This window comes from Stutzerimonas sp. KH-1 (assembly GCF_054483855.1).
On record NZ_CM137011.1, the window covers coordinates 4,250,456 to 4,275,715 of the forward strand.

Genomic DNA, 25,260 nt, shown 5'->3' on the forward strand with positions numbered 1-25,260 from the left:
CAAGTCGTTCCCGACTTGGGAGCCGACAGACTGCGGCGGCGAGCGCCGAGAGACCGGGACGTAGCAGAGGAAAGCGTGCCGAACTGCAGGCATTAAAAAGCCGGCTTGTGGCCGGCTTTCAGGGGGTGGCGTTGGCTTATTTTTGGTAAGCCGCAACCGCCTTGGTGATTGCGGCGCGGGCGGCGTCGGCGCCTTCCCAGCCTTCGACCTTGACCCACTTGCCCTTCTCGAGATCCTTGTAGTTCTCGAAGAAGTGCTTGATCTGCTCGATCAGCAGCGGCGGCAGGTCGGTGTATTCCTTAACGTCCTTGTACAGCTGGGTCAGCTTGTCGTGCGGGACGGCGATCAGCTTGGCGTCACCGCCGGCTTCGTCGGTCATGTTCAGCACGCCGACCGGACGGCAGCGGATGACCGAGCCCGGGGCAACCGGATAGGGGGTCACGACCAGCACGTCGAGGGGGTCGCCGTCATCGGCCAGGGTATGCGGGATGAAACCGTAGTTGGCCGGGTAGAACATCGGGGTGGCCATGAAGCGGTCGACGAACAGGCAGTCGGTGTCGTGATCGATCTCGTACTTGATCGGCGCATGGTTGGCCGGGATCTCGATGGCGACGTAGATGTCGTTCGGCAGGTCTTTGCCAGCCGGGACTTTGCTGTAGCTCATGAACGATGGGCTCCTGATCGGCCAGCGCGGCCTGGGGGCGGAAAAAAAGTGGGCGCGATTATAGGCGCAATGTCGCGCGCAATGCACGCCGGCTTCGACGCGCCAGGCCTACGCAGGTTCCCGATAGGCGGGATGTTCGGCCTGCAGGCGTTGCAGTCGAGCGAGCGGGTCCTGCCGGTAGAACGCCGCCAGCTGCGCGTAGACGTCGGGAAAGCTCTGCTGCAGCACGTCCGGGGCGCTGAAGAAGTACTCGCTGGTGACGGCGAAGAATTCCGCCGGGTTTTCCGCGGCGTAGGGGTCGATCGGCGTCTCGGCTTCCGGGTCGGCGTCCAGCGCGGCGTTGAGTCGGTCGTAGGCGCCCTGCATGGCGCTGGCCCAGGCATCGATGCGCATCTGCCGATGCAGCGGCGGCAGGCCGTTGGCATCGCCGTTGAGCATGTCCAGCTTGTGCGCCAGTTCGTGGATCACCAGGTTGTAGGCCTCCCAGCCGCCGCTTTCCTGCACCCCGGGCCAGGCCAGGATCACCGGGCCCTGCAGCCAGGCTTCGCCGCTGTGTTCGGCGTCCCATTCATGCTCGACGCCGGCAGCATCGCGGTGCTTCTGCGGGCTGAGGAAATCATCGGGGTAGATCACGATCTCGTGGAAGCCGTGATACCAGCCGAGGTCCGCCAGGTGCAGCAGGGGCAGTTGCGCCTGCAGCGCCAGGCGCAGACGGTCCTCGGCCTGCAGCTCGACGCCGGGCAGCGCGGTGAGGCGCTTGTCGTGCAGGAACAGCACGGCGCGCTCACGCAGGCGGGCGAGTTCGTCGTCGCTGAGACCGTCGAGAATCGGCAGGCTGTCGAGCACCCGCTGCCACAGATCGGCATCGACCGGGTTGCGAGCGAGGATGCGTTTGCGCTGCCAGGCGCGAAAGGACCACATGGCTGATGTTTCCAGCGGGGCGGGGCGCTCACCATAAGCGCGGCGCTCACCAGCGGCAAGCCGGACCTCGGCTGCCATGAAAGCCCGCGACCGCCTCTGCGAAACACCGGTGGGATCGCCGGGCGGCTGCTACGGTGAGTACTCCGGGCGAGTGGCGCTACTGCTGGCCTTGCCCGCCGAACCCTGTAGACGAGGAGCCTGCCATGCGTGAACAGAACCGCCCAGGGGGACTTTCCCTGATCAACCCGCCGGGCTTGTACGACCCCGCCCCGAACGGCTATTCCCATGTGGCGCTGTTGCCGCCCGGCGCGCGACTGGCCTTTATCGCCGGGCAGGGCGGTGAAACCGCCGACGGACAGCTGTCCGAGGACTTCCGCCAGCAGGTGCGCCAGGCGCTGCGCAACCTGTGTATCGCCATCGAGGCCGCGGGCGGTACACCGCAGCAGATTGCCAGGCTCGGTGTACTGATCGTCGATCACAGCGAAGCGCGGCTGCAGGTGTTCGGCGACGAACTCGCGCGGGCGCTGGGGCCGGGTCCGAAGCCGGCCTGTACGCTGATTCCCGTGCCGCGTCTGGCACTGGACGGCATGCTGTTCGAGATCGACGCGGTGCTGTTGCTGGCGGCCGGCTGAGCGTGCCGTCGGTCGGCGCGTCACGGGACTGTCAAGCGGGACGGGTACATCGGAATGACCCCCCACTCGCCAGGAGACTTCCGAAATGACCGCACCGGATCAAAAGCGCCGCCAACTGCTGCAGGGTATCGGCGCCGGCCTCGCCCTGCCGGCCCTGGGCGTCGCGCCTGCCATCATCGCCGCGCCGCGGGCGCGCCCGCAGATGCTTGACGGCGTGCAGTCCGGCGACGTGACGGACGATCGCGCGCTGATCTGGAGCCGCTGCGACCGCCCTGGCCGGTTGATCGTCGAGTGGGATACGCGCAGCCGCTTCGGCAACCCGCGGCGCATGGTGTCCTCCGTAACCGATGCCGGTCAGGACTTCACCGCCCGCGTCGACCTGCGTGGGCTGCCGGCGGATCAGTCGATCTTCTACCGGGCACGTTTCGAGGATGCCCGCAGCGGCGTGCTCAGCGAGCCCTGGTTCGGCCACCTGCGCAGCGCCGCGAAGCGCCCGCGCGATATCCGCTTCGTCTGGGGCGGCGACACCTGCGGCCAGGGCTACGGTATCAACCCGGACTTCGGCGGCATGCGCATCTACGAAAGCATGCGTCGGCGGCGGCCGGACTTTTTCCTGCACAGTGGCGACGTGATCTACGCCGACGGGCCGATTCCCGCCGAGGTGACCGCCGAGGACGGCAGCATCTGGCGCAACCTGGTCACCGAAGAGAAGAGCAAGGTTGCCGAGACGCTGCACGAGTTTCGCGGCAACTACCGCTACAACCTGCTGGACGAGAACCTGCGGGCCTTCAATGCCGAGGTACCGCAGATCTGGCAGTGGGACGATCACGAGGTGACCAACAACTGGTCGCCGAGCAAGGAGCTGGACGACCGCTACCGGCAGGTTCGCGACATCGATACCCTGGTCCGCCGTGCGCGTCAGGCCTACCTGGAATATGCGCCGATGCGCGTGGCCCGCGGCGACAAGCTCGGGCGCATCTATCGCAAGGTCAGCTACGGGCCGTTGCTGGACGTGTTCGTGCTGGACATGCGCAGCTACCGCGGGCCGAACACCGATAATCTGCAGAGCGAGCAGGGCGCGCAGACGGCTTTCCTCGGCCGTGAGCAGTTGCGCTGGCTCAAACGCGAGCTGCGCGCCTCGCGGGCGACCTGGAAAGTGATCGCCGCCGACATGCCCATCGGCCTGCATGTGCCGGACGGCGTGGATGCCCAGGGCATGCGTCGCTGGGAGGCGATCGCCAACGGTGACGACGGTCAGGCGCTCGGTCGCGAGCTGGAAATCGCCGAGCTTCTCGCCTTCATCCAGCGTGCGCGGGTGCGCAACACCGTCTGGCTGACCGCCGATGTGCACTATTGCGCCGCGCACCACTACCACCCCAACCGCGCCGCTTTCCAGCAGTTCGAGCCGTTCTGGGAGTTCGTCGCAGGCCCTTTGAACGCCGGCAGCTTCGGGCCGAATCCGCTGGACGGCACCTTCGGCCCGGAAGTGGTGTTCCAGAAGGCGCCGCCGACGGCGAACAGCTCGCCGCGGGCAGGCTTCCAGTTCTTCGGCGAGGTGGAGATCGACGCGCAGAGCGGTGCGCTGAGCGTGAGCCTGCGCGACATCGACGGCGCGGTGGTCTACAGCCAGACGCTGGAGCCCTGGCAGCCGGCCTGATGCCGGCTAGCCGAGCAGGAAGTTGCCGGCGCGCGGCTGACCGTCCAGCGCCGGCACGTCGGCTTCGTCCTTGAGCTGGACGCCGGAGAGCTGTCGGCGGCTGGCTTCGCGCATCAGGTAGAGCAGGCGGTGCGCGGCCAGGTTGTAGCTCAGCCCCTCGGGGCGGATGTTGGAGATGCAGTTGCGCTGCGCATCGTGCCGGCCGACCTGCGGTGCCCAGGTGAAGTAAAGGCCCAGGCTGTCCGGCGAGCTGAGGCCCGGTCGCTCACCGAGCAGGATCACCACCATGCGCGCCTTGAGGCGCTGACCAATCTCGTCGGCCACCGCCACGCGGCCCTGTTCCACCAACGCGACGGGACCGAGGGACCAGCCTTCGGCCTGGCATTGTTCGGCGATCTTCAGTGCCATGGGTGCCGCATGACGCTGCACGGCCAGGGCCGAGAGGCCATCGGCGATCACCAGCGCCAGGTCGCAGCCGTCGCCGGCCTCGGCGTCGAGCGTGGCGGCGCTGGTTTCGTCGAGGCGTCGGCCGAGGTCAGGGCGTTGCAGGTAGGTCTGGCGGTCGCTGGCGGCGCTGTGTAGCGGCAGGCAGGCGAGGCCGTGCTTGTCCAGTTCGGCGGTCAGCGCGGCGCAGTCCAGCGGCAGGTGCACGGCATCACGGGCCTGCGCGTGGGCGAACTGGAAATCCAGTTGCGCCACCGTCGGCAGACTGGTGCCGGCACGGCCAAGGGCGATGCGCGCCGGGGTCAGCTGGCGCAGGTGCTGCCAGGGATTGGGGATGTGGTTCATTGCGGCTCCCGATAGTCGATACGCAGGCCCAGGCGTCGGACGCTCATGGCGGCGGCCTCGTCGGCGAAGCCGTGCGCGGCCACTGTGCGGTCGAGGCCGCTGCCGGATTTGCCCTGGCATCTCATGCCTGCTGCTCCAGCGCCCGGCGGAAGGCTTCGGGCAGGTCACGGCCGAGCTGCAGGCGATTGCCGTCCTGTCGGAGGATCTGCATCTTCGCCAGCCATTCCTCGAATTCCGGTGCGGGCCGCAGGCCGAGCACCTGACGCACGTAGAGGGCGTCGTGGAAGGAGGTGGTCTGGTAGTTGAGCATCACGTCGTCCGAGCCCGGGATGCCCATGATGAAGTTGATGCCCGCCGTGCCGAGCAGGGTCAACAGCATGTCCATGTCGTCCTGGTCGGCTTCGGCGTGGTTGGTGTAGCAGATGTCGCAACCCATGGGCACGCCGAGCAGCTTGCCGCAGAAGTGGTCCTCCAGCCCGGCGCGGATGATCTGCTTGCCGTTGTAGAGGTATTCCGGGCCGATGAAGCCGACCACGGTGTTCACCAGCAGCGGCTTGTAGCGGCGCGCGACGGCGTAGGCGCGGGCTTCGCAGGTCTGCTGATCGACGCCGTGATGGGCGTTGGCCGAGAGCGCACTGCCCTGGCCGGTCTCGAAATACATGAGGTTGTCGCCGAGGGTGCCGCGCTTCTGCGACAGGCCGGCCTCGTAGCCTTCCTGCAGCGTTGACAGGTTGATGCCGAAGCTGGCGTTGGCCGCCTCGGTGCCGGCGATGGACTGGAACACCAGGTCCAGCGGCGCGCCGCGGTTGATCGCCTCGATGGAGGTGGTGACGTGGGTGAGGATGCAACCCTGGGTCGGGATCTCGTAGCGACTGATCACGGCGTCGAGCATTTTCAGCAGCTCGCAGATGCCGGCGGTGCTGTCGGTGGCCGGGTTGATGCCGATCACCGCGTCGCCGTTGCCGTAGAGCAGGCCGTCGAGAATGCTCGCGGCGATGCCGGCGCCGTCGTCGGTGGGATGGTTCGGCTGCAGTCGGGTGGACATGCGTCCGGCCAGGCCGATGCTGTTGCGAAAGCGGGTGACGACGCGGACCTTCTGCGCGACCAGGATCAGGTCCTGCACGCGCATGATCTTCGACACCGCGGCGACCATTTCCGGCGTCAGCCCCGGTGCGAGGGCTTTCAGCGACGACTCGTCCGCCTCCTCGCCGAGCAGCCAGTTGCGGAAATCGCCCACGGTCAGGTGGCTGATCGGCGCGAAGGCGGCGGCGTCATGGCTGTCGATGATCAGCCGGGTGACTTCATCGCGTTCGTAGGGGATCAGTGCTTCTTCGAGAAAACGCCTGAGCGGCACATCGGCCAGGCACATCTGCGCCGCCACTCGCTCGGCGTCGCTGCCCGCCGCGACCCCGGCGAGCAGGTCGCCGGAGCGCGCCGGGCTGGCCTTGGCCATCACCTCGCGCAGATCGTCGAAGCGCCAGGTGGTGCCGCCCACGCTGTGCGAGTACGTCATGGCTGCTCTCCCTACTTGAGTGTCGCCTCGGCCTGCTCGATCGCCGCGAATTCCTCTTCCGGCGTGCCGGCCACCAGATGGTGTCGACTGTAGATCGCGAAATAGGCGATGAAGATCCCGTAGATGATCGCGGCGCCGATCACCACCCGCGGGTCGACCAGGAAGCCCGCGATGACCGCGATGCAGGCCAGTACCAGCGCCACGCCCGAGGTGACGATGCCGCCGGGTGTCCTGTACGGGCGATGCAGATCCGGCCGGCGCAGGCGCAGCACGATGTGCGAAGCCATCATCAACACGTAGGAGATGGTCGCGCCGAACACCGCGACGAGGATCAGCAGGTCGCCCTGACCGGTCAGCGAGAGCAGGAAACCAATCACACCGGGGATTACCAGGGCCAGCACCGGCGCCTTGTTCTTGTTGGTCAGCGAGAGGTTGCGTGGCAGGTAGCCGGCCCGCGACAGGGCAAAGATCTGCCGCGAGTAGGCGAAGATGATCGAGAAGAAGCTGGCGATCAGCCCGGCCAGGCCAACCAGGTTGACGAAGCCGCTCATCCAGGTGGACGAACCATAGGCCGTGGTCAGCGCTTCCACCAGCGGGTTGCCGGATGCCACCAGGGTGCTGGAACCGGCGCCGCCCGGGCCGACCAGCAAGATCAGGCCGGCAAAGGCGACCAGAATCAGCATGGCGCCGATCAGCCCGCGGGGCATGTCGCGCTGCGGGTTCTTGGTTTCCTCGGCGGCCAGCGGCACGCCTTCGACGGCGAGGAAGAACCAGATCGCGTAGGGAATCGCCGCCCAGATGCCGACATAGCCATAGGGCAGGAAGTTACTGGCACCGGCAGCGGTGGTCGGCGCGATATCGAGCAGCTTGTCCACCGAGAAGTGCGGCACCATGGCGACGATGAACACCGCCAGGGCAAGGGCGGCGACGGCGGTGATGATGAACATCAGCTTCAGCGCCTCGCCGACGCCGAAGATATGGATGCCGATGAAGACGATGTAGAAGGCCAGATAGATCATCCAGCCGCCGATGCCGAACAGTGACTCGCAATAGGCGCCGATGAACACGGCGATCGCCGCCGGCGCGATGGCGTATTCGATGAGGATCGCCGTGCCGGTGAGGAAGCCGCCCAATGGGCCGAAGGCGGTGCGGGCAAAACCGTAGCCGCCGCCCGCGGTCGGGACCATCGAGGACAGCTCGGCCAGCGAGAAGCACATGCACAGGTACATGGTCGCCATCAGCAGCGTGGCGATGAACAGCCCGCCCCAACCGCCCTGGGCGAGGCCGAAGTTCCAGCCGGCGTAGTCGCCGGAAATCACATAGGCGACGCCAAGGCCGACCAGCAGCACCCAGCCGGCGGCGCCTTTCTTCAGTTCGCGTTCCTGGAAATAGCTACTGCCAACGGTTTCGAAATCGATTGCGTGGTGCGGTGGCGTTGAACTGCTGTGTTCGAGAGCCATGGGGGAATCCTCTTGGACGGGTTGGCACCTCTCTCCCTAGCAAGCGTCATGCCCCGGCACCGGAATACGGGATTCCCGGTGTTTTGTCGGTGGATGTCGGCAGGAACGCACCTTTTGCGGGCTCCACAGCACCACGGCGGAGCCCGGCAGGTGTCTTGTTCGAACGCGCGGTGAGCCAAAGCCCACCGCGCTCAGCCCATCAGAAGAAGCCCAGCGGATTGATGTCGTAGCTCACCAGCAGGTTCTTGGTCTGCTGATAGCTGTCGAGGATCATCTTGTGCGTCTCGCGACCGACGCCCGACTTCTTGTAACCACCGAACGCCGCGTGCGCCGGGTAGAGGTGGTAGCAGTTGGTCCAGACACGGCCGGCCTTGATCGCCCGGCCCATGCGGTAGGCGCGGTTGATGTCGCGGGTCCAGACGCCAGCGCCGAGGCCATATTCGGTGTCGTTGGCGATGGCCAGCGCCTCGGCCTCGTCCTTGAAGGTGGTGACGCCGATCACCGGGCCGAAGATCTCCTCCTGGAACACTCGCATCTTGTTGGTGCCCTTGAGCAGGGTCGGCTGGATGTAATAACCGGTGGCGAGCGAGCCTTCGAGTTTCTCGGCCGCCCCGCCGGTGAGCACTTCGGCGCCTTCTTCCTGGGCGATCTTCAGGTAGGACATGATCTTGTCGAACTGCTGCTGGCTGGCCTGGGCGCCAACCATGGTGTCGGTGTCCAGCGGGTCGCCGCGCTTGATCTGCGCGACCTTTTTCATCACCGCTTCCATGAACGGCGCGTAGATCGACTCCTGCACCAGTGCGCGGGACGGGCAGGTGCACACCTCGCCCTGGTTGAAGAAGCCAAGCACCAGCCCCTCGGCGGCCTTCTCGATGAAGGCCGGTTCGGCCTGCATGATGTCCTCGAAGTAGATGTTCGGGCTCTTGCCGCCCAGCTCCACGGTGCTCGGGATGATGTGCTCGGCGGCGCGCTTCATGATGTGCGAGCCCACCGGGGTAGAGCCGGTGAAGGCGATCTTGGCGATGCGCTTGCTCGAGGCCAGTGCTTCGCCGGCTTCCCGGCCGTAGCCGTGCACCACGTTGAGCACCCCCGGCGGCAGCAGGTCGCCGATGCATTCGAGCAGCACGTTGATGCCCAGCGGGGTCTGCTCGGCCGGTTTGAGCACCACGCAGTTCCCAGCGGCCAGCGCCGGGGCGAGCTTCCAGGCGGCCATCAGGATCGGGAAGTTCCACGGGATGATCTGCCCCACCACGCCCAGCGGCTCGTGGAAATGGTAGGCCGCGGTGTGTTCGTCGATCTCCGCGCTGGTGCCTTCCTGGGCACGGATGCAACCGGCGAAATAGCGGAAGTGGTCGGCGGCCAGCGGGATATCGGCGTTGAGCGTCTCGCGCACCGCCTTGCCGTTGTCCCAGGTCTCGGTGATGGCGAGCATCTCCAGGTTCTGCTCGATGCGGTCGGCGATCTGCAACAGGATCAGCGAACGCGCCTGGACGCTGGTCTTGCCCCAGGCATCGGCGGCGGCATGGGCGGCGTCCAGGGCCTTCTCGATGTCGGCGGCGTCGGAGCGCGGGAACTCGGCGATGGGCTGACCGTTGACCGGGGAAAGGTTGGTGAAATACTGACCACCGGCCGGCTCGACGAACTGGCCGTTGATGTAATTGCCGTAGCGGGATTTGAAGGAAACGACAGCGCCTTCGCTGCCGGGATGGGCGTAACGCATGATGAGTCTCCGGTCTTGTAATTGTGATGACTGCTGTCTTTCAGCGTAGAACAGGCTCCGTTCGTCGGCAGGCGAGGCGACGTGCGGTGCGACCGCCCCGCAGCGGACCCTGTGCTAATCTGCGCCGCAGTTTTCCAGCGTCGAATGCGCGGCCATGCCGTCTGGCGCGGCGTCTTTCAGAGGTCATCAATGCATATCCATATTCTCGGCATCTGCGGCACCTTCATGGGTTCGCTCGCGGTGCTGGCCAAGGAACTCGGCCATCGCGTCACCGGCTCCGATGCCAACGTCTATCCGCCGATGAGCACCCAGCTCGAGGCTCAGGGCATCGAGCTGATGCAGGGCTACGAGCCGGCGCATCTGGAACCGGCACCCGATCTGGTGGTGGTGGGCAACGCCATGTCGCGTGGCAACCCGGCAGTGGAATACGTGCTGAACAAGGGGCTGCCCTATGTCTCCGGCCCGCAATGGCTGGCCGATCACGTGCTGCAGGGTCGCTGGGTACTGGCGGCGGCCGGCACCCATGGCAAGACCACCACCAGCAGCATGCTGGCCTGGGTGCTGGAACATGCCGGCATGAGCCCGGGCTTTCTCATCGGTGGTGTGCCGCAGAACTTCGGCATCTCCGCACGGCTCGGCGGTACGCCGTTCTTCGTGGTGGAGGCCGACGAGTACGACAGCGCCTTCTTCGACAAGCGCAGCAAATTCGTCCATTACCGCCCGCGCACCGCGATCCTGAACAATCTGGAGTTCGATCACGCGGATATCTTCCCGGATCTCGCCGCCATTGAGCGGCAGTTCCATCATCTGGTGCGCACCGTGCCAGGCGAGGGGCTGATCATCCATCCCGAGTCGGAAACGGCGCTCAAACGCGTCATCGGCATGGGCTGTTGGACGCCGGTGCAGACCACCGGCGACGGCGGCCAGTGGCAGGCGAAGCTGCTCAGCGCCGACGGCTCGCGCTTCGAGGTGATCTTCGACGGCGAGGTGCAGGGCGTGGTGGAGTGGGAGCTGACCGGCCAACACAACGTCAACAATGCGCTGGCGACGCTGGCAGCGGCACGGCATGTCGGCGTGCTGCCGAAGCAGGGCGCCGAGGCGCTGAGCGAATTCCGTAGCGTCAAGCGGCGCATGGAGAAGGTCGCCGAGGTCAATGGCGTGACGATCTATGACGACTTCGCCCATCACCCGACCGCCATCGCCACCACCCTCGACGGCCTGCGCAAGCGCGTCGGCGATACGCCGATCATCGCGGTGGTCGAGCCGCGTTCGAACTCGATGAAGCTCGGCGCGCACCGCGAGGGCCTGGCCGAGTCGGTGGCGCTGGCCGATCAGGCGATCTGGTACGCACCGGCCAACCTTGGCTGGGATCTCGCCGCGACCGTCGCCGGCTCGCCGGTGCCGACCACGGTCTGCGATTCGCTGGAGGCGATCATTGCCAAAGTGAAAGCCGATGCCGTGCCGGGCACGCAGGTGGTGGTGATGAGCAATGGCGGTTTCGGTGGGTTGCACGGCCAATTGGCCGCCGCACTGGCGTAGGGTGGAAATCGCCGCAGGCATTTCCACGCGAATGGCATCAGGAGCAAATTGAATGAGCGGACCGGAACGCATCACCTTGGCCATGACCGGCGCCTCCGGCGCGCAGTACGGTCTGCGCCTGCTCGACTGCCTGATCCAGGAAGACCGCGAGGTGCACTTCCTGATTTCCAAGGCCGCGCAACTGGTGATGGCCACCGAGACCGACGTGGTGCTGCCGGCCAAGCCGCAGGCCATGCAGGCCTTCCTCTCCGAGTACACCGGTGCCGCCGCCGGGCAGATCCGTGTGTTCGCCAAGGAGGACTGGATGGCCCCGCCGGCGTCCGGTTCCGGCGCACCGACGGCGATGGTGGTGGTGCCCTGTTCCACCGGCACCCTGTCGGCAATCGCCACCGGCGCCTGCAACAATCTGATCGAACGCGCCGCCGACGTCACCCTCAAGGAGCGCCGCCAGCTGATCTTGGTCCCGCGCGAGGCGCCCTATTCGAGCATTCATCTGGAAAACATGCTCAAGCTGTCGAACCTGGGCGCGGTGATCCTGCCGGCCTCGCCCGGCTTCTATCACCAGCCGCAGAGCATCGACGACCTGGTCGATTTCGTCGTCGCGCGCATCCTCAACCTGCTCAACATTCCCCAGGACATGCTGCCGCGCTGGGGCGAGCACCATATCGTCAGCGACGACTGAGATGATCGGTCGGGCGCTGCTGGTACTGACGACGCTGAGCCTGCTGGGTGGCTGCGCCACGGTGCGCACGCTGGACGCGGCCAAGCCCGGTGCGCCGATCATCTATTCCGGCACGCGTCTGGACTGGTACAGCCTCAACGGTGGCTGCTGCCCGCTGGATCGCTTCGGTGCCGTGGCGCCCAAGCGTGCCGCGCTCGATCTGCCGGCCAGCGCCCTGCTGGACACGCTGTTGCTGCCCTTCGCCGTCGCGGCGGAGCTGGGCGTCGGCCTCGGCGTGCGCGGCGGGCTCTGATTGCAGCAACCGTGGCATAACTGATCTGAGTCCAGGCGACGTCTTCGCCGAACAGGCATAGTTGGCAGGTCCGCGCCACAAGGAGAACCGGTGTGAAAGACCGCGCTCAGTTCCACTTCAACTACTGGATGATCGCCATCCTGGTGTTTCTCGGCCTTCAGTACCTGCTGTCGACCCAGCAGCAAGTGGCGACCATCCCTTACAGCGAGTTCGAGCAGCACCTCAAGGACGGGCGTATCGACGAACTGGCCATCACGGACCGGCGCATCGAAGGCCGGCTCAAGGAGCCCCTGGCCGGCGGCCAGCGCCGTTTCATCACCAACCGCGTCGAGCCGCAGCTGGCCGAGCATCTGCAGCAGTACCCGGTACGCTACACCGGCAAGGTGGAAAGCACGCTGGTGCGCGACCTGCTGTCGTGGATCGTGCCGGCCATGCTGTTCTTCGGCATCTGGCTGTTCCTGCTCAAGCGCATCGGCAGCGGCCTGGGGGGCGGCGGCATGATGCAGATCGGCAAGAGCAAGGCGCGGGTCTACGTCGAGACCGATATGAAGGTGACCTTCGCCGATGTAGCCGGTGTGGACGAGGCCAAGGACGAGCTCAAGGAAATCATCGACTTTCTCCGCGATCCGCAGACCTACGGTCGCCTCGGCGGACGCATGCCCAAGGGCGTGCTGCTGGTCGGCCCGCCCGGCACCGGCAAGACGCTCCTGGCGCGCGCGGTGGCCGGCGAGGCGAAGGTGCCATTCTTCTCCATTTCCGGTTCCGAGTTCGTCGAGATGTTCGTCGGCGTCGGCGCCGCGCGGGTGCGTGATCTGTTCGAGCAGGCGCGGGCCCAGGCGCCGGCGATCATCTTCATCGACGAGCTGGACGCGCTCGGCCGCGCCCGCGGTGCCGGGCCGCTGTCCGGCGGGCATGACGAGAAGGAGCAGACGCTCAACCAGCTACTGGTGGAGATGGACGGCTTCGACACCTCCAGCGGACTCGTCCTCTTGGCGGCCACCAATCGCCCGGAAATCCTCGATCCGGCACTGCTGCGTGCCGGCCGCTTCGACCGTCAGGTGCTGGTCGATCGTCCGGACAAGGTCGGGCGGTTGCAGATTCTCAACGTGCACCTGAAGAAGTCGCGCCTGGGCACCGATGTCGATCCGCAGGCCATCGCCGCGCTGACCCCGGGCTTCACCGGCGCCGACCTGGCCAACCTGGTCAACGAGGCGACGCTACTGGCGACCCGGCGCAATGCCGACGCGGTGGCGATGGAGGACTTTACCGCGGCCATCGAGCGCATCATCGCCGGGCTGGAGAAACGCAATCGCCTGCTCAACCCGCGCGAGCGCGAGATCGTCGCCTATCACGAGATGGGCCATGCGCTGGTGGCAATGGCGCTGCCGGGCGTCGATCCGGTGCACAAGGTGTCGATCATTCCGCGCGGCATGGGGGCGCTGGGTTACACCATCCAGCGGCCGATCGAGGATCGCTTCCTGATGACCCGTGAGGAGTTGGAGAACAAGATGGCGGTATTGCTCGGCGGGCGTGCGGCGGAGTGGCTGATCTTCGCGCATCTGTCCACCGGGGCGGCGGACGACCTGGCCAAGGTCACCGATATCGCCCGCGCCATGGTGACGCGCTACGGCATGTCCAAGCGTCTCGGCCACCTGGCGCTGGAGCGCGAGCCCAATTCCTTCCTCGGCAACGAGGCGATGCTCGGCCTCAAGCCGCAACACGACTATGCCGAGAGCACGGCGACGGCGATCGACGAGGAAGTGCAGGAGCTGGTTCAGTCGGCCTTCCAGCGTAGCGTCGATCTGCTGCAGGCGCGTCGTGCACTGCTCGAGCGCTGCGCCCGGCAGCTGCTGCAACAGGAGACGCTGGATGCCGGACAACTGCGTGCGTTGAGCGCCGAGCTCGGCGCTCAGTTGCCGTTGTCGGACTAGCCTGCCCGCTTGGCGTGCTGAGCCAGGGCCCACTCCACATGCTCGCGCACCAGCTCCGACGGGTCGTCGCGGCGCGCCTCGAGTGCCTCCAGCACCGGAATGCTCGACGGCGCATTGCCCAGGCCCACCGCGAGATTACGTAGCCAGCGTTCGTAGCCGGCGCGGCGTAGCGGCGAGCCCTCGGTGCGGCTGAGAAATTCCTCTTCCGTCCAGCGGAACAAGGTCGCCAGTTCAGCGTTGTCCAGGCTATGGCGCGGCTGAAAGTCGCTCTGCTCGGTGGGGCGTGCGAAGCGGTTCCAGGGGCAGACGATCTGGCAATCGTCGCAACCGAATACGCGGTTGCCGATCTTGTCGCGCAGCTCGACCGGGATCGGCCCCTTGAGCTCGATGGTGAGGTAGGAAATGCAGCGCCGCGCGTCCAGCAGCCGTTCACCGGCGAAAGCGTCGGTGGGGCAGATGTCCAGACAGGCGTGGCAGCTGCCGCAGTGATCGCGGGTTACCGGCTCGTCGACCGGCAGCGCGATGTCGACGAACAGCTCGCCGAGAAAGAACCAGCTGCCGGCCTTGCGGTTGAGCAGGAGGGTGTTCTTGCCGATCCAGCCGAGCCCGGCCTGCTGGCCGGCGGCCTTCTCCAGCACTGGCGCGCTGTCGACGAACGCACGAAAGCCGAACGGGCCGACCACCTGCTGAATGCGCTCGGCAAGCTGCTGGATGCGCTTGCGGATCAGCTTGTGATAATCGCGGCCCAGCGCATAGCGCGACACATAGGCCTTCTCCGGGTCGGCCAGCTGCTCGCTCATGCGCGTGTCGCCGGGCAGGTAGTCCATGCGCAGCGAGATGACCCGCAGCGTGCCGGGCACCAGTTCGTCCGGCCGCGAGCGCTTGCTGCCGTGGGCGGCCATGTAGTCCATCTCGCCTTGGTAGCCCGCCGCGAGCCAGGCCTCGAGATGCGCCTCGTGCTCGCCGAGGTCGACGCCGGTGATGCCCACCTGCTGGAAGCCGAGCTCGCGGCCCCACTCCTTGATGGAGTTGGCGAGGGCGACGGGGTCGAGAGCGGAGCTGGACATCGGAGACTGCGGCGGGAAGTGAGCGGGTGCGTATAATTCTGCCAGACATTCCGCCGCGATGATCCCTGCACCGATGACCGACTCCCTGCCCGTCGCCCTGTTCAACGCCGCCCAGGTGCGCGAACTCGATACGCGCCTGATTGCCGCCGGCACGCCCGGTTTCGAACTGATGCAGCGTGCCGCCCATGTAGCCTGGCGTGCGCTGCGCCGGCGTTGGCCCGACGCAGGGGCTGTCACCGTGCTCGCCGGGCGTGGCAACAACGCCGGCGATGGCTACCTGGTGGCGGCGCTGGCGCAGCGCGCTGGCTGGCAGGTACGGGTGCTGGCGGTGGGCGATCCGCAGGCGCTGCAGGGCGACGCGGCGCTGGCCTGCGCCGAAGCGCGTGATTGTGGGGTGAGCATCGAACCCTGGCGAGCAGAGGCGCCGCTGCAGGGCGTGCTGGTGGATGCGCTGCTCGGCACCGGCCTGAGCGGGGCGGTGCGTGAGCCCTATGCGAGCGCGATAGCGGCGATCAACGCCAGCGGCCTGCCAGTGCTGGCGATCGACCTGCCCAGCGGACTCTGCGCCAACACCGGTCAGGTGCTGGGGCGCGCGGTGCGGGCCGATCTCAGCGTGACCTTCATTGGTCTCAAGCTCGGCCTGTTCACTGCTGACGGTCCGGATCGCGTCGGCGCGCTGGTATTCGACGACCTGCAGGCCGACCCGGGAATCGTCGCGCAGGTGGCCAGCGAGGCCGTGCGCCTCGACCACGGCTCGCTGGCGCGGGTCGCACCTCGTTCGCCGACTGCGCACAAGGGCAGTTTCGGCCAGGTACTGGTGATCGGCGGCGACCTCGGTACCGGCGGCGCCGCGCTGCTCAGCGCCGAGGCGGCGCTGCGTTGTGGGGCCGGCATGGTGACCCTGGCTACCCGGCCGGAGCACGTCGGCGCTTCGCTGGTGCGCCGCCCGGAGGTCATGTGCAGCGGTGTGGAGTCCACCTACAGCCTGACGGCGCTGCTGGAGCGTGCCGATGTGCTGGTGGTCGGCCCCGGCCTCGGCCAGGCGCCGTGGGGGCGCAGCCTGATTTCCGCGGCTGCGCAGCGCGAGCAGCCGCAGGTCTGGGATGCCGATGCGTTGAACCTGCTGGCGAGCGGCACCGTCGAATTGCCGTCCGGCTGCCTGATCACCCCGCATCCGGGCGAGGCCGCGCGACTGCTGCAGTGCTCGGTCGACGAGGTTCAGGCCGATCGCCCGGCGGCCGTGCGGGCGCTGGCGCAGCGTTATGGGTGCGTCGCGTTGCTCAAGGGGGCCGGCACGCTGATCGCGGCGCCGGATGGCCGGCTGGCCCTGTGTGATCGCGGCCATCCGGCGATGGCCAGTGCCGGGCTCGGCGACGTGCTGGCCGGTGTGCTCGGTGCCTTGCTGGCACAGCAGCTGGCACCGTTCGAGGCGGCCTGCCTGGGCGCCTGGCTGCACGCCACCGCGGGTGAGCGCCTTAGCCCGCTGGGGCGCGGCCTGGCTGCCAGTGATCTGATTCCGGTGATCCGTCAGTTGTTCGAGGAGCAGTCGCCATGCCTGAAATGAATCTGTATGCCGGTGACGAGGCGGCTATGCTCGCGCTGGGTGCGCGCATCGCTCGTGCAACCGGTGGTCGGGGCGTCATCTATCTGCATGGTGACCTCGGCGCCGGCAAGACCACACTGTCACGCGGCCTGATCCGTGGTTTCGGCCACGAGGGCAAGGTCAAGAGCCCGACCTTCACTCTGGTCGAGCCCTACGAGCTGGGCGAGGTTCAGGTGTTCCATTTCGACTTGTATCGCCTGGTCGATCCGGAGGAGCTGGAGTTCCTCGGCATCCGCGACTACTTCGAGGGCAATGCACTGTGCCTGATCGAGTGGCCGGAACGCGGGGCCGGCATTTTGCCAAAGGCCGACATGGACATTACCATTACGCCGCATGAGGCCGGCCGAACGCTGCGCCTATCGCCCCATACCGCGAGGGGCGAAGCCTGGTGTGTCGCCCTGACCGACGGAGAGCTATGAATAACATGGGTTTGGGGATGCGCATGCGCACCCTGGTTGTTGGCCTGCTGCTGTCGCTGATGACGGCGGACCTGTTTGCTGCCAGCGATGTACAGAGCGTGCGTCTGTGGCGTGCGCCGGACAACACCCGCCTGGTGTTCGACCTGTCAGGGCCGGTCGAGCACAAGATCTTCACACTCACCGCACCCGATCGGCTGGTCATCGACGTCACCAACGCCACGCTCAAGGCGCAGCTCGATCAGTTGCCGCTGAGCAATACGCCCGTTGCCTCCCTGCGCGCCGGTCAACACGATGCCGATACGCTGCGCGTAGTCGTTGATCTGCATGCGCCGGTTACGCCTAAGAGCTTCAGCCTGGCGCCGAACCAGCAGTATGGCCACCGGCTGGTGGTCGATCTGTTCGATCAGGCAACGGCCGCCCGCGCCGCCACTCAACCGCCGGTCACGGCAACGCCGTCCAAACCTGTCGCACCGGTCTCGCCGACGCTGCCTGCGGTCAAGCTGCCCGCTCCGATCGGTGGCAAGCGTGACATCGTGATCGCGATCGATGCCGGTCATGGTGGCGAAGACCCAGGCGCCATTGGCCCCGGCAAGGTCTACGAAAAACACGTCGTACTACAGATTTCCAAGGAGTTGCAGCGCCAGATCAATGCCGATAAAGGCTTCCGCGCCGAGCTGGTGCGCACCGGCGATTACTTCATTCCGCTGCGCAAACGCACCGAGATCGCCCGCAAGAAGGGCGCCGACCTGTTCGTCTCGATCCATGCCGATGCCGCGCCGCGTTCAGCGGCCTATGGCGCTTCCGTATTTGCCCTGTCGGATCGCGGCGCCACCTCGGAAACCGCGCGTTGGCTGGCCGACAGCGAAAACCGTTCCGACCTCATCGGCGGTGCCGGCAACGTCAGCCTCGGCGACAAGGACCAGATGCTCGCAGGCGTGCTGCTGGACCTGTCGATGACCGCCTCGCTGTCCTCGAGTCTGAACGTCGGGCAGAAGGTGCTGAGCAACATGGGCCGCATCACGCCGCTGCACAAACGGCGCGTGGAGCAGGCCGGCTTCATGGTGCTGAAGTCGCCGGACATCCCGTCGATCCTGGTCGAGACCGGCTTCATCTCCAATCCGTCGGAAGCCAAGAAGCTGCAGACGTCCGGCCATCAGCAGGCGCTGGCACGCTCCATTCACAGTGGCGTGCGGCAGTTCTTCCACGAGAATCCGCCTCCGGGAACCTACGTCGCCTGGTTGCGCGATTCCGGCAAGATAGCGGCCGGTCCTCGCGAGCATGTCGTGCGCTCGGGCGAAAGCCTGGCCCTGCTCGCCCAGCGCTATCAGGTCAGCCTGACCTCGCTGCGCAGTGCCAACAATCTGCGCAACGACGTGATCAAGATCGGCCAGACGCTGAACATTCCCGCCACCACCCTGGCTTCGCAGCCATGACACAAGCGCCACGCATCCAGCTGCTCAGCCCGCGGCTGGCGAACCAGATCGCCGCTGGCGAGGTGGTTGAACGCCCGGCCTCGGTAATCAAGGAGTTGCTGGAAAACAGCCTGGACTCCGGCGCCGGCCGCATCGAAGTAGACGTCGAGCAGGGTGGCGTCAAACTGCTGCGTGTGCGCGACGACGGCTGCGGCATCCCTCCGGACGACCTACCGCTGGCCCTGGCCCGCCATGCCACCAGCAAGATTCGCGATCTGGAAGATCTCGAGCGAGTCATGAGCCTGGGCTTTCGCGGCGAAGCGCTGGCCTCGATCAGCTCCGTCTCGCGGCTGACCCTGACCTCGCGTACCGCCGATGCCAGCGAGGCCTGGCAGGTGGAAACCGAGGGGCGCGAAATGGAAGCGCGGGTGCAGCCGGCGGCTCATCCGGTGGGTACCTCGGTGGAAGTGCGTGACCTGTTTTTCAACACGCCAGCGCGGCGCAAGTTCCTGCGCACCGAGAAGACCGAGTTCGACCACCTGCAGGAGGTCATCAAGCGCCTGGCGCTGGCGCGCTTCGATGTGGCCTTCCATCTGCGCCACAACGGCAAGGGTGTGCTGGCGTTGCATCAGGCCAACGACGACAGCGCCCGTGCGCGGCGCGTCGCTGCGGTGTGCGGGCCGGCCTTCCTCGAGCAGGCGCTGCCCATCGAGATCGAGCGTAACGGCTTGCGACTGTGGGGTTGGGTCGGACTGCCGACCTTCTCGCGCAGTCAGGCGGACCTGCAGTACTTCTATGTCAACGGGCGCATGGTGCGCGACAAACTAGTCGCCCATGCGGTGCGTCAGGCCTATCGCGACGTGCTGTTCAATGGCCGACACCCGACCTTCGTGCTGTTCCTCGACGTCGATCCGGCAGTGGTGGATGTCAATGTGCATCCCACCAAGCACGAGGTGCGTTTCCGCGACAGCCGTATGGTCCACGACTTCCTCTACGGCACGCTGCATCGCGCGCTGGGCGATGTGCGTCCCGAGGACCAGCTGGCCGCGCCGGCGAGCGTGGCGCCGATGACCCAAGTCTCCGGGCTGGCTGCCGGCGAGTTCGCCGGGCAGAACGAAATGAGCCTGTCGGCCAGCGTGCTCGAGCGGCCACAGGGGGAGACACCCGCCTGGCGCGGTGCCGGCGCGGGCTATCAGGCGCCACGCCCGGCATCGACCGGCTATACCGCCGAAGCCCAGGGCGCCTACCGCGAGTTCTTTACTCCGCTGCCCGAAAGCACCCCGGCGCCACTGCCTGCCAGTCAGGATGACGTACCCCCGCTGGGCTACGCGCTGGCGCAGCTCAAGGGGGTCTACATCCTCGCCGAGAATGCCCAGGGCATGGTGCTGGTAGACATGCACGCCGCCCACGAACGAATTACCTATGAGCGCCTGAAGACCGCCATGGCCAGCGAAGGGCTGCGCGGCCAGCCGCTGCTGGTGCCTGAAGCCATCGCCCTCAGCCAGCGCGAGGCCGACTGCGCGGAAGAGCATGCGCAGTGGTTCCAGATGCTCGGCTTCGAGCTGCAGCGCCTCGGCCCGGAAACCCTGGCGATCCGTCAGATTCCCTCGCTGCTCAAGCAGGCCGAAGCGACCCAACTGGTGCGCGATGTGCTCGCCGATCTTCTGGAATACGGCACCAGTGATCGTATCCAGGCCCACCTCAACGAGTTACTGGCGACCATGGCTTGCCATGGCGCGGTTCGCGCCAATCGCCGGCTGACGCTGCCGGAGATGAACGCCTTGCTGCGTGACATGGAGCACACCGAGCGTAGCGGACAGTGCAACCACGGCCGTCCGACCTGGACGCAACTGGGCATGGACGATCTGGACAAGCTGTTTCTGCGCGGTCGCTGACCGGCTCCGGGCGGCAGGCCGTGCTTGCGGCCAGCCGTCCGCCACTGGAAACTATCCGGCCACGCCTGCCGAGCCCGCCGATGTCTTCTCTGCCTCCCGCCATCTTTCTCATGGGTCCCACCGCCTCGGGCAAGACCGATCTGGCGCTGGAGCTGGCGCGTGTGCTGCCCTGCGAGCTGATCAGCGTCGATTCGGCGCTGGTCTACCGTGGCATGGACATCGGCACGGCGAAGCCTTCCCCAGAGCTGCTGGCAGAGTTCCCGCATCGGCTAGTGGATATTCTCGATCCGGCCGAGAGTTACTCGGCAGCCGAATTCAGCAGTGATGCCCTGGCGGCCATGGCGGAGATCAGCGCCGCCGGCCGCATTCCGCTGCTGGTCGGCGGAACCATGTTGTATTTCAAGGCGTTGCGCGATGGTCTGGCCGACATGCCGGGTGCCGATCCGTCGGTGCGTGCCGATCTGGAAGCGCAGGCGGCGGCTGAGGGGCTGCAGGCGTTGCACGACGAGCTGGCGCGGATCGATCCCGAGTCGGCGGCGCGCATACATCCCAACGATCCGCAGCGGTTGGTTCGTGCCCTTGAGGTCTATCGTGTCAGCGGTTCGACCATGAGCGAACACCGTGCCCGACAAAGGTCGCAAAAAGCCGTTGCAGACGCTCCAGGCTCCGGTGTCTTGCCTTATACTGTGGCGCATCTGTGCATTGCTCCGGCGCAGCGCAGCATTCTTCATGAACGTATCGAAAGGCGTTTCCTAGGGATGGTTGAACAGGGGTTCATCGAAGAGGTCGAAGCCCTGAGGTGCCGCGGTGATCTGCATCCCGGCATGCCATCGATTCGCTCGGTTGGTTATCGGCAAGTCTGGGAGTACCTGGACGGTCGGTCGAGCCGGGACGAGATGGTAGAGCGCGGCATCGTCGCGACCCGGCAACTCGCCAAGCGGCAATTCACCTGGTTGCGGAGTTGGGGGGAAAGTTATTGGTTGGACAGTTTGTCCCGCGACAATCTGCCGCGCGCATTGAAATACCTGCAATCGCTCTCCATATTGAGCTGACACTGCAAGCTGACCGTCTATTCTCAGACAAGTGGATCGTCGGTTGTACTTTATAGAACACTAATGAAACAGATCCTCTAAGGAGTGCGGCACATGTCAAAAGGGCATTCGCTACAAGACCCTTACCTCAACACACTGCGTAAGGAACGCGTCCCGGTCTCCATCTATCTGGTCAATGGCATCAAGCTGCAGGGTCAGATCGAATCCTTCGACCAGTTCGTCATTCTGCTGAAGAACACCGTCAGCCAGATGGTGTACAAGCATGCGATCTCCACCGTTGTTCCCGGGCGTCCTGTGCGTCTGCCGACCGCTGGCGATGCCGAGCAATCCGAGTCGAGCAACGACTGAGGTAGGTTTCTTTGTTCTTCGAACGTCCCGGTGGTGGTGAGCGGGCTATCCTGGTGCACCTGGACGGCCAGGATCCCGCGGCGCGCGAGGATCCTCAGGAGTTCCAGGAACTGGCGCGTTCGGCAGGTGCAGAAACGGTTGGCTTCGTCAATGTGTCCCGCCACCAGCCGTCCGCCAAGTTTCTGATCGGCAGTGGCAAGGTCGAAGAGTTGCATGACCTCGTCAAGGATGGCGAGGTCGAGTTGGTGATCTTCAATCACACGCTTACCCCCAGCCAGGAGCGCAACCTCGAGCGTGCCCTCGAGTGTCGCGTGCTCGATCGCACCGGTCTGATCCTGGACATCTTCGCCCAGCGTGCGCGTACCCATGAGGGCAAGCTGCAGGTCGAACTGGCACAGCTGGAACACATGAGCACGCGGCTGGTTCGCGGCTGGACTCACCTCGAGCGGCAGAAGGGCGGTATCGGTCTGCGGGGGCCGGGTGAAACCCAGCTGGAAACCGACCGTCGTCTGTTGCGTGTCCGTATTCGGCAGATCAAGCAGCGCCTGGAAAAAGTGCGCGGCCAGCGTGAGCAGGCCCGTCGCGGGCGGCGTCGCGCGGATATTCCTTCCGTGTCGCTGGTGGGCTACACCAACGCCGGTAAGTCCACTCTGTTCAATGCCCTCACCGAATCCGAGGTCTACGCTGCCAATCAGCTGTTCGCCACGCTCGATCCCACGCTGCGCCGCCTCGAGCTCGAGGATGTCGGTCCGGTGATCCTGGCCGACACGGTGGGCTTCATTCGTCATCTGCCGCACAAATTGGTGGAATCCTTTCGGGCGACGCTGGAGGAGTCCAGCAACGCCGACCTCCTGCTGCATGTGATCGATGCTCACGAGCCCGAACGTGATCAGCAGATCGAGCAGGTGCTCGCGGTGCTTGGCGAGATCGGCGCCAACGAGCTGCCGATGCTCGAGGTGTACAACAAGCTCGACCTTCTCGAGGGTATCGAGCCGCAGATACAGCGCGATGCCGATGGCAAGCCGCAGCGCGTCTGGGTGTCCGCCCGTGACGGTTTGGGGCTGGACCTGCTGCGTCAGGCCGTCGCCGAGCTGCTCGGCGACGACCTCTTCGTCGGCACCTTGCGCCTGCCGCAGAGGCTGGGCCGCTTGCGTGCGCAGTTCTTCGAGCTGGGTGCGGTGCAGCGCGAGACGCACGACGAGGAGGGTGGCAGCCTGCTCGAGGTTCGCTTGCCGCGGGTCGAACTGAATCGCTTGATCAGCCGCGAAGGGTTGCGGGTGGACGAGTTCATCGAGCAACACACTTTGCAATAAAGCCTCGATCGGCAATTTTGCCGGTCGTTCGGGGCTTTCTGTAGCATTGGCGGGCGCGCCGTGGGCGCGTCTTTAGCTTTATTTGAATGGAGAGCGCTATGGCTTGGAATGAGCCGGGTGGCAACTCGAACAACCAGGATCCCTGGGGCAGTGGTGGCGGCGGCCGTCGTGGCGGCGGTGGCGACCAGAAGGGTCCACCGGATCTCGATGAGGCTTTCCGCAAGCTGCAGGACAGCCTGAACGGCATGTTCGGCGGCAAGAAACGTGGTGGCGGCAACTTCGGTGGCAGTGGCAAGCGCGGCGGATTCGGCTTGGTATGGGTCGCCCTGGTCGTACTGCTGGCTGTGTGGCTGTTCAATGCCATCTACATCGTCGACGAGCAGGAGCAGGCCGTGGTGCTGCGCTTCGGCAAGTACCACGAGACTGTCGGGCCTGGCCTGAACATCTATTTCCCGCCGATCGATCGCAAGTTCCAGGAGAACGTCACTCGCGAGCGCTCGTACAGCAAGCAGGGGCAGATGCTCACCGAGGACGAGAACATCATCGAGGTGCCGCTGACCGTTCAGTACAAGATCAGCAACCTGCAGTCTTTCGTGCTGAATGTCGATCAGCCTGAAGTGAGCCTGCAGCACGCCACCGACAGCGCCGTGCGGCATGTCGTGGGCTCGACGGCCATGGATCAGGTGCTCACCGAGGGGCGTGAGGTCATGGCCGGTGAGGTCAAGGAGCGTCTGCAGCGGTTCCTCGACAACTACGGTACCGGCATCGTCGTTACCCAGGTCAACCTGCAGAGTGCGGCCGCGCCGCGTGAAGTCCAGGAAGCCTTCGATGACGTCATTCGGGCGCGCGAGGACGAGCAGCGCGAGAAGAACCAGGCCGAGTCCTACGCCAACGGTGTGATTCCCGAGGCGCGTGGTCAGGCCCAGCGCATGCTGGAAGAAGCCAGTGGTTACCGCGACGCGGTGATCTCCCGTGCCCAGGGTGAGGCGGATCGCTTCAGCAAGCTGGTCGCCGAGTATCGCAAGGCGCCGGAAGTCACGCGCGAGCGTCTGTATCTGGAAACCATGCAGGAAGTCATGAGCAATACCAGCAAGGTCATGGTGAGTGGCGACAGCGGGCAGAACCTGCTCTATCTGCCGCTGGACAAGATGATCAACAGCCGTGGCGCAAGCACGCCAGCTCCGGCTGGAGTTGCGTCGGGCGCGGCTACGCAGGGCACCCGACTGCCGCCAGAGCTGGATCCGCGTGAAGTTCGTACGAGGGAGAGCCGCTGATGAGCAATAAATCCCTTACCGCCCTGATCGTGGGCGTAGTGGCGGCAATCGTTCTGTGGAACAGTTTTTACATCGTTTCGCAGACCGAGCGCGCGGTACTGCTGCGGTTCGGGCGTATCGTCGAGCCGGACGTGAAGCCGGGTCTGCACATGAAGATTCCGTACGTGAACTCGGTGCGCAAGTTCGATGCGCGGCTGCTGACGCTGGATACCACCACCTCGCGTTTCCTGACGCTGGAGAAGAAGGCGCTGATGGTCGACTCCTATGCCAAGTGGCGTGTGGACGATGCCGAACGCTTCTATACCGCGACCTCGGGCATGAAGCAGATCGCCGATGAGCGCCTGGCGCGTCGCCTCGAGGCGGCGCTGCGCGATCAGTTCGGTAAGCGCACGCTGCATGAGTCGGTCTCCGGCCAGCGTGATGAGCTGATGGCTCAGGTCACTCGAAGCTTGAATCGTGCGGCTCAGCAAGAGCTGGGGATCGAAGTCGTCGACGTCCGCGTCAAGGGCATCGACCTGCCGCGTGAAGTCAATCGCAGTGTCTTCGAGCGTATGAGTTCCGAGCGGGAGCGTGAGGCGCGCGAGCATCGCGCCAAGGGTAAGGAGCTTGCCGAGGGTATCCGCGCCGACGCCGATCGCCAGCGCCGTGTCCTGCTGGCCGAAGCATTCCGCGAAGCCGAAGAGCTGCGTGGTGACGGTGACGCCAAAGCTGCTGCAATCTATGCCGCCGCGTACGGCCAGGATCAGGAGTTCTACGCCTTCCACCGTAGCCTGCAGGCTTACCGTGAGAGCTTCTCCAGCAAGGAAGACGTGCTGGTACTTGATCCGAAGAGCGACTTCTTCCGTTATCTGCAGAGCAACAAATAGCATCTCACCGCCAGATGGCTAAGGTTCTCCGGCGACACGCGCGTGTCGCCGGGTGACCCATGGGGAAAAGGTTGCTATGATCCGCCGGCCGGGGAAATCCCGGCTTTTTTGCGTCTGTGCCCTTGAGGTCGCAGGCTATCCCAGGCATGCGGTGGTCATGCCGACCCCTCAGGGGCATGGCTCGGATGCCATGGTTCGAACACAACTGCAC

Annotated in this window: 23 protein-coding genes; 15 read left to right on the forward strand and 8 right to left on the reverse strand. The window is 65.7% G+C overall.

The annotated features are described in order from the left end of the window. Nucleotides 1-136 precede the first annotated feature (136 nt). Nucleotides 137-664 (reverse strand): inorganic diphosphatase, encoded by a 528-nt coding sequence (gene ppa / locus ACX1DW_RS20280; RefSeq protein ID WP_063541497.1) that lies wholly within the window; start codon nucleotides 662-664, stop codon nucleotides 137-139. A gap of 108 nt (nucleotides 665-772) precedes the next feature. Beyond that, nucleotides 773-1,585: a M90 family metallopeptidase gene (locus ACX1DW_RS20285; RefSeq protein ID WP_014597773.1), complete on the reverse strand. Its 813-nt coding sequence runs from the start codon at nucleotides 1,583-1,585 to the stop codon at nucleotides 773-775. 203 nt (nucleotides 1,586-1,788) lie between these two features. Here ACX1DW_RS20285 and ACX1DW_RS20290 point away from each other — a divergent pair, with 203 nt between their 5' ends. Together ACX1DW_RS20290 and ACX1DW_RS20295 are read left to right on the forward strand one after the other, a co-directional pair. Next, entirely contained in the window at nucleotides 1,789-2,217 is a 429-nt protein-coding gene (locus ACX1DW_RS20290) for a RidA family protein (protein WP_014597772.1), read from the forward strand. A gap of 85 nt (nucleotides 2,218-2,302) precedes the next feature. Beyond that, on the forward strand, nucleotides 2,303-3,874 hold the full coding sequence (locus ACX1DW_RS20295) for an alkaline phosphatase D family protein (RefSeq protein WP_013984104.1): 1,572 nt from the start codon (nucleotides 2,303-2,305) through the stop codon (nucleotides 3,872-3,874). A gap of 6 nt (nucleotides 3,875-3,880) precedes the next feature. Here ACX1DW_RS20295 and eutC read toward each other — a convergent pair whose 3' ends face one another. From eutC to exaC, 5 genes are all read right to left on the reverse strand, one after another. Next, nucleotides 3,881-4,663 carry an ethanolamine ammonia-lyase subunit EutC gene (gene eutC, locus ACX1DW_RS20300; protein ID WP_017246063.1) on the reverse strand — a complete coding sequence of 261 codons (783 nt, stop codon included), beginning with the start codon at nucleotides 4,661-4,663 and terminating at the stop codon, nucleotides 3,881-3,883. After that, nucleotides 4,660-4,788: a hypothetical protein gene (locus ACX1DW_RS20305; RefSeq protein WP_019405358.1), complete on the reverse strand. Its 129-nt coding sequence runs from the start codon at nucleotides 4,786-4,788 to the stop codon at nucleotides 4,660-4,662. Before ACX1DW_RS20305 ends, eutC begins: the two co-directional genes overlap by 4 nt. Beyond that, nucleotides 4,785-6,176 (reverse strand): ethanolamine ammonia-lyase subunit EutB, encoded by a 1,392-nt coding sequence (locus tag ACX1DW_RS20310; protein ID WP_048329951.1) that lies wholly within the window; start codon nucleotides 6,174-6,176, stop codon nucleotides 4,785-4,787. The genes ACX1DW_RS20305 and ACX1DW_RS20310 overlap by 4 nt, the downstream gene beginning before the upstream one ends. 11 nt (nucleotides 6,177-6,187) lie before the next feature. Beyond that, complete coding sequence (gene eat, locus ACX1DW_RS20315; protein WP_013984101.1) at nucleotides 6,188-7,636, reverse strand: ethanolamine permease; 1,449 nt, start codon at nucleotides 7,634-7,636, stop codon at nucleotides 6,188-6,190. A gap of 199 nt (nucleotides 7,637-7,835) precedes the next feature. Then, nucleotides 7,836-9,356: an acetaldehyde dehydrogenase ExaC gene (exaC, locus tag ACX1DW_RS20320; RefSeq protein WP_011914694.1), complete on the reverse strand. Its 1,521-nt coding sequence runs from the start codon at nucleotides 9,354-9,356 to the stop codon at nucleotides 7,836-7,838. A gap of 189 nt (nucleotides 9,357-9,545) precedes the next feature. Here exaC and mpl point away from each other — a divergent pair, with 189 nt between their 5' ends. The 4 genes from mpl (at nucleotide 9,546) to ftsH (ending at nucleotide 13,800) form a co-directional block, all read left to right on the forward strand. Beyond that, entirely contained in the window at nucleotides 9,546-10,895 is a 1,350-nt protein-coding gene (mpl, locus tag ACX1DW_RS20325; RefSeq protein WP_458992266.1) for a UDP-N-acetylmuramate:L-alanyl-gamma-D-glutamyl-meso-diaminopimelate ligase, read from the forward strand. Between the two features lie 52 nt (nucleotides 10,896-10,947). Continuing rightward, a complete protein-coding gene (gene ubiX, locus ACX1DW_RS20330) occupies nucleotides 10,948-11,577 on the forward strand; it encodes a flavin prenyltransferase UbiX (protein WP_013984098.1) in 630 nt (209 codons plus the stop codon). A 1-nt stretch (nucleotide 11,578) separates the two neighbouring features. Beyond that, nucleotides 11,579-11,869 carry a YceK/YidQ family lipoprotein gene (locus ACX1DW_RS20335; RefSeq protein ID WP_458992267.1) on the forward strand — a complete coding sequence of 97 codons (291 nt, stop codon included), beginning with the start codon at nucleotides 11,579-11,581 and terminating at the stop codon, nucleotides 11,867-11,869. Between the two features lie 92 nt (nucleotides 11,870-11,961). Next, entirely contained in the window at nucleotides 11,962-13,800 is a 1,839-nt protein-coding gene (gene ftsH / locus ACX1DW_RS20340) for an ATP-dependent zinc metalloprotease FtsH (protein WP_458992268.1), read from the forward strand. Here ftsH and queG read toward each other — a convergent pair. Next, nucleotides 13,797-14,867, reverse strand: coding sequence for a tRNA epoxyqueuosine(34) reductase QueG (queG, locus tag ACX1DW_RS20345; RefSeq protein ID WP_458992269.1), 1,071 nt, complete (start codon nucleotides 14,865-14,867; stop codon nucleotides 13,797-13,799). The two genes, ftsH and queG, sit on opposite strands and share 4 nt — an antisense overlap. 73 nt (nucleotides 14,868-14,940) lie before the next feature. On the opposite strand from queG, the gene ACX1DW_RS20350 reads away from it, so the two are divergent. The 9 genes from ACX1DW_RS20350 to hflC all read left to right on the forward strand — a co-directional run bounded on the left by ACX1DW_RS20350 (nucleotide 14,941) and on the right by hflC (nucleotide 25,049). Beyond that, on the forward strand, nucleotides 14,941-16,431 hold the full coding sequence (locus ACX1DW_RS20350; protein ID WP_458992270.1) for an NAD(P)H-hydrate dehydratase: 1,491 nt from the start codon (nucleotides 14,941-14,943) through the stop codon (nucleotides 16,429-16,431). Further along, nucleotides 16,419-16,889: a tRNA (adenosine(37)-N6)-threonylcarbamoyltransferase complex ATPase subunit type 1 TsaE gene (tsaE, locus tag ACX1DW_RS20355; RefSeq protein ID WP_063541528.1), complete on the forward strand. Its 471-nt coding sequence runs from the start codon at nucleotides 16,419-16,421 to the stop codon at nucleotides 16,887-16,889. Before ACX1DW_RS20350 ends, tsaE begins: the two co-directional genes overlap by 13 nt. 17 nt (nucleotides 16,890-16,906) lie before the next feature. Continuing rightward, entirely contained in the window at nucleotides 16,907-18,322 is a 1,416-nt protein-coding gene (locus ACX1DW_RS20360) for an N-acetylmuramoyl-L-alanine amidase (RefSeq protein ID WP_125867711.1), read from the forward strand. Then, complete coding sequence (gene mutL / locus ACX1DW_RS20365) at nucleotides 18,319-20,196, forward strand: DNA mismatch repair endonuclease MutL (protein ID WP_458992271.1); 1,878 nt, start codon at nucleotides 18,319-18,321, stop codon at nucleotides 20,194-20,196. Before ACX1DW_RS20360 ends, mutL begins: the two co-directional genes overlap by 4 nt. A gap of 80 nt (nucleotides 20,197-20,276) precedes the next feature. Then, nucleotides 20,277-21,248 carry a tRNA (adenosine(37)-N6)-dimethylallyltransferase MiaA gene (gene miaA / locus ACX1DW_RS20370; RefSeq protein ID WP_152482101.1) on the forward strand — a complete coding sequence of 324 codons (972 nt, stop codon included), beginning with the start codon at nucleotides 20,277-20,279 and terminating at the stop codon, nucleotides 21,246-21,248. 93 nt (nucleotides 21,249-21,341) lie between these two features. Beyond that, nucleotides 21,342-21,596, forward strand: a complete 255-nt coding sequence (gene hfq / locus ACX1DW_RS20375) for an RNA chaperone Hfq (RefSeq protein WP_003298547.1) — start codon at nucleotides 21,342-21,344, stop codon at nucleotides 21,594-21,596. 11 nt (nucleotides 21,597-21,607) lie between these two features. Then, entirely contained in the window at nucleotides 21,608-22,909 is a 1,302-nt protein-coding gene (gene hflX / locus ACX1DW_RS20380) for a ribosome rescue GTPase HflX (RefSeq protein WP_256043370.1), read from the forward strand. 98 nt (nucleotides 22,910-23,007) lie between these two features. After that, nucleotides 23,008-24,183, forward strand: coding sequence for an FtsH protease activity modulator HflK (gene hflK / locus ACX1DW_RS20385; RefSeq protein WP_133455591.1), 1,176 nt, complete (start codon nucleotides 23,008-23,010; stop codon nucleotides 24,181-24,183). Beyond that, nucleotides 24,183-25,049, forward strand: a complete 867-nt coding sequence (gene hflC / locus ACX1DW_RS20390) for a protease modulator HflC (protein WP_102838698.1) — start codon at nucleotides 24,183-24,185, stop codon at nucleotides 25,047-25,049. The genes hflK and hflC overlap by 1 nt, the downstream gene beginning before the upstream one ends. Nucleotides 25,050-25,260 lie beyond the last annotated feature (211 nt).

Coding starts and splice junctions, on each gene's coding strand:
- ACX1DW_RS20290 (WP_014597772.1), top strand. CDS start 1,789: ATGCGTGAACAGAACCGCCCAGGGGGACTTTCCCTGATCAACCCGCCG.
- mutL (WP_458992271.1), top strand. CDS start 18,319: ATGACACAAGCGCCACGCATCCAGCTGCTCAGCCCGCGGCTGGCGAAC.
- hflK (WP_133455591.1), top strand. CDS start 23,008: ATGGCTTGGAATGAGCCGGGTGGCAACTCGAACAACCAGGATCCCTGG.
- queG (WP_458992269.1), bottom strand. CDS start 14,867: ATGTCCAGCTCCGCTCTCGACCCCGTCGCCCTCGCCAACTCCATCAAG.
- ppa (WP_063541497.1), bottom strand. CDS start 664: ATGAGCTACAGCAAAGTCCCGGCTGGCAAAGACCTGCCGAACGACATC.
- mpl (WP_458992266.1), top strand. CDS start 9,546: ATGCATATCCATATTCTCGGCATCTGCGGCACCTTCATGGGTTCGCTC.
- hfq (WP_003298547.1), top strand. CDS start 21,342: ATGTCAAAAGGGCATTCGCTACAAGACCCTTACCTCAACACACTGCGT.
- miaA (WP_152482101.1), top strand. CDS start 20,277: ATGTCTTCTCTGCCTCCCGCCATCTTTCTCATGGGTCCCACCGCCTCG.
- ACX1DW_RS20310 (WP_048329951.1), bottom strand. CDS start 6,176: ATGACGTACTCGCACAGCGTGGGCGGCACCACCTGGCGCTTCGACGAT.
- ACX1DW_RS20360 (WP_125867711.1), top strand. CDS start 16,907: ATGCGCATGCGCACCCTGGTTGTTGGCCTGCTGCTGTCGCTGATGACG.
- ACX1DW_RS20350 (WP_458992270.1), top strand. CDS start 14,941: ATGACCGACTCCCTGCCCGTCGCCCTGTTCAACGCCGCCCAGGTGCGC.
- ACX1DW_RS20335 (WP_458992267.1), top strand. CDS start 11,579: ATGATCGGTCGGGCGCTGCTGGTACTGACGACGCTGAGCCTGCTGGGT.
- ubiX (WP_013984098.1), top strand. CDS start 10,948: ATGAGCGGACCGGAACGCATCACCTTGGCCATGACCGGCGCCTCCGGC.
- tsaE (WP_063541528.1), top strand. CDS start 16,419: ATGCCTGAAATGAATCTGTATGCCGGTGACGAGGCGGCTATGCTCGCG.
- exaC (WP_011914694.1), bottom strand. CDS start 9,356: ATGCGTTACGCCCATCCCGGCAGCGAAGGCGCTGTCGTTTCCTTCAAA.
- ACX1DW_RS20305 (WP_019405358.1), bottom strand. CDS start 4,788: ATGAGATGCCAGGGCAAATCCGGCAGCGGCCTCGACCGCACAGTGGCC.
- ACX1DW_RS20295 (WP_013984104.1), top strand. CDS start 2,303: ATGACCGCACCGGATCAAAAGCGCCGCCAACTGCTGCAGGGTATCGGC.
- ACX1DW_RS20285 (WP_014597773.1), bottom strand. CDS start 1,585: ATGTGGTCCTTTCGCGCCTGGCAGCGCAAACGCATCCTCGCTCGCAAC.
- eutC (WP_017246063.1), bottom strand. CDS start 4,663: ATGAACCACATCCCCAATCCCTGGCAGCACCTGCGCCAGCTGACCCCG.
- eat (WP_013984101.1), bottom strand. CDS start 7,636: ATGGCTCTCGAACACAGCAGTTCAACGCCACCGCACCACGCAATCGAT.
- hflC (WP_102838698.1), top strand. CDS start 24,183: ATGAGCAATAAATCCCTTACCGCCCTGATCGTGGGCGTAGTGGCGGCA.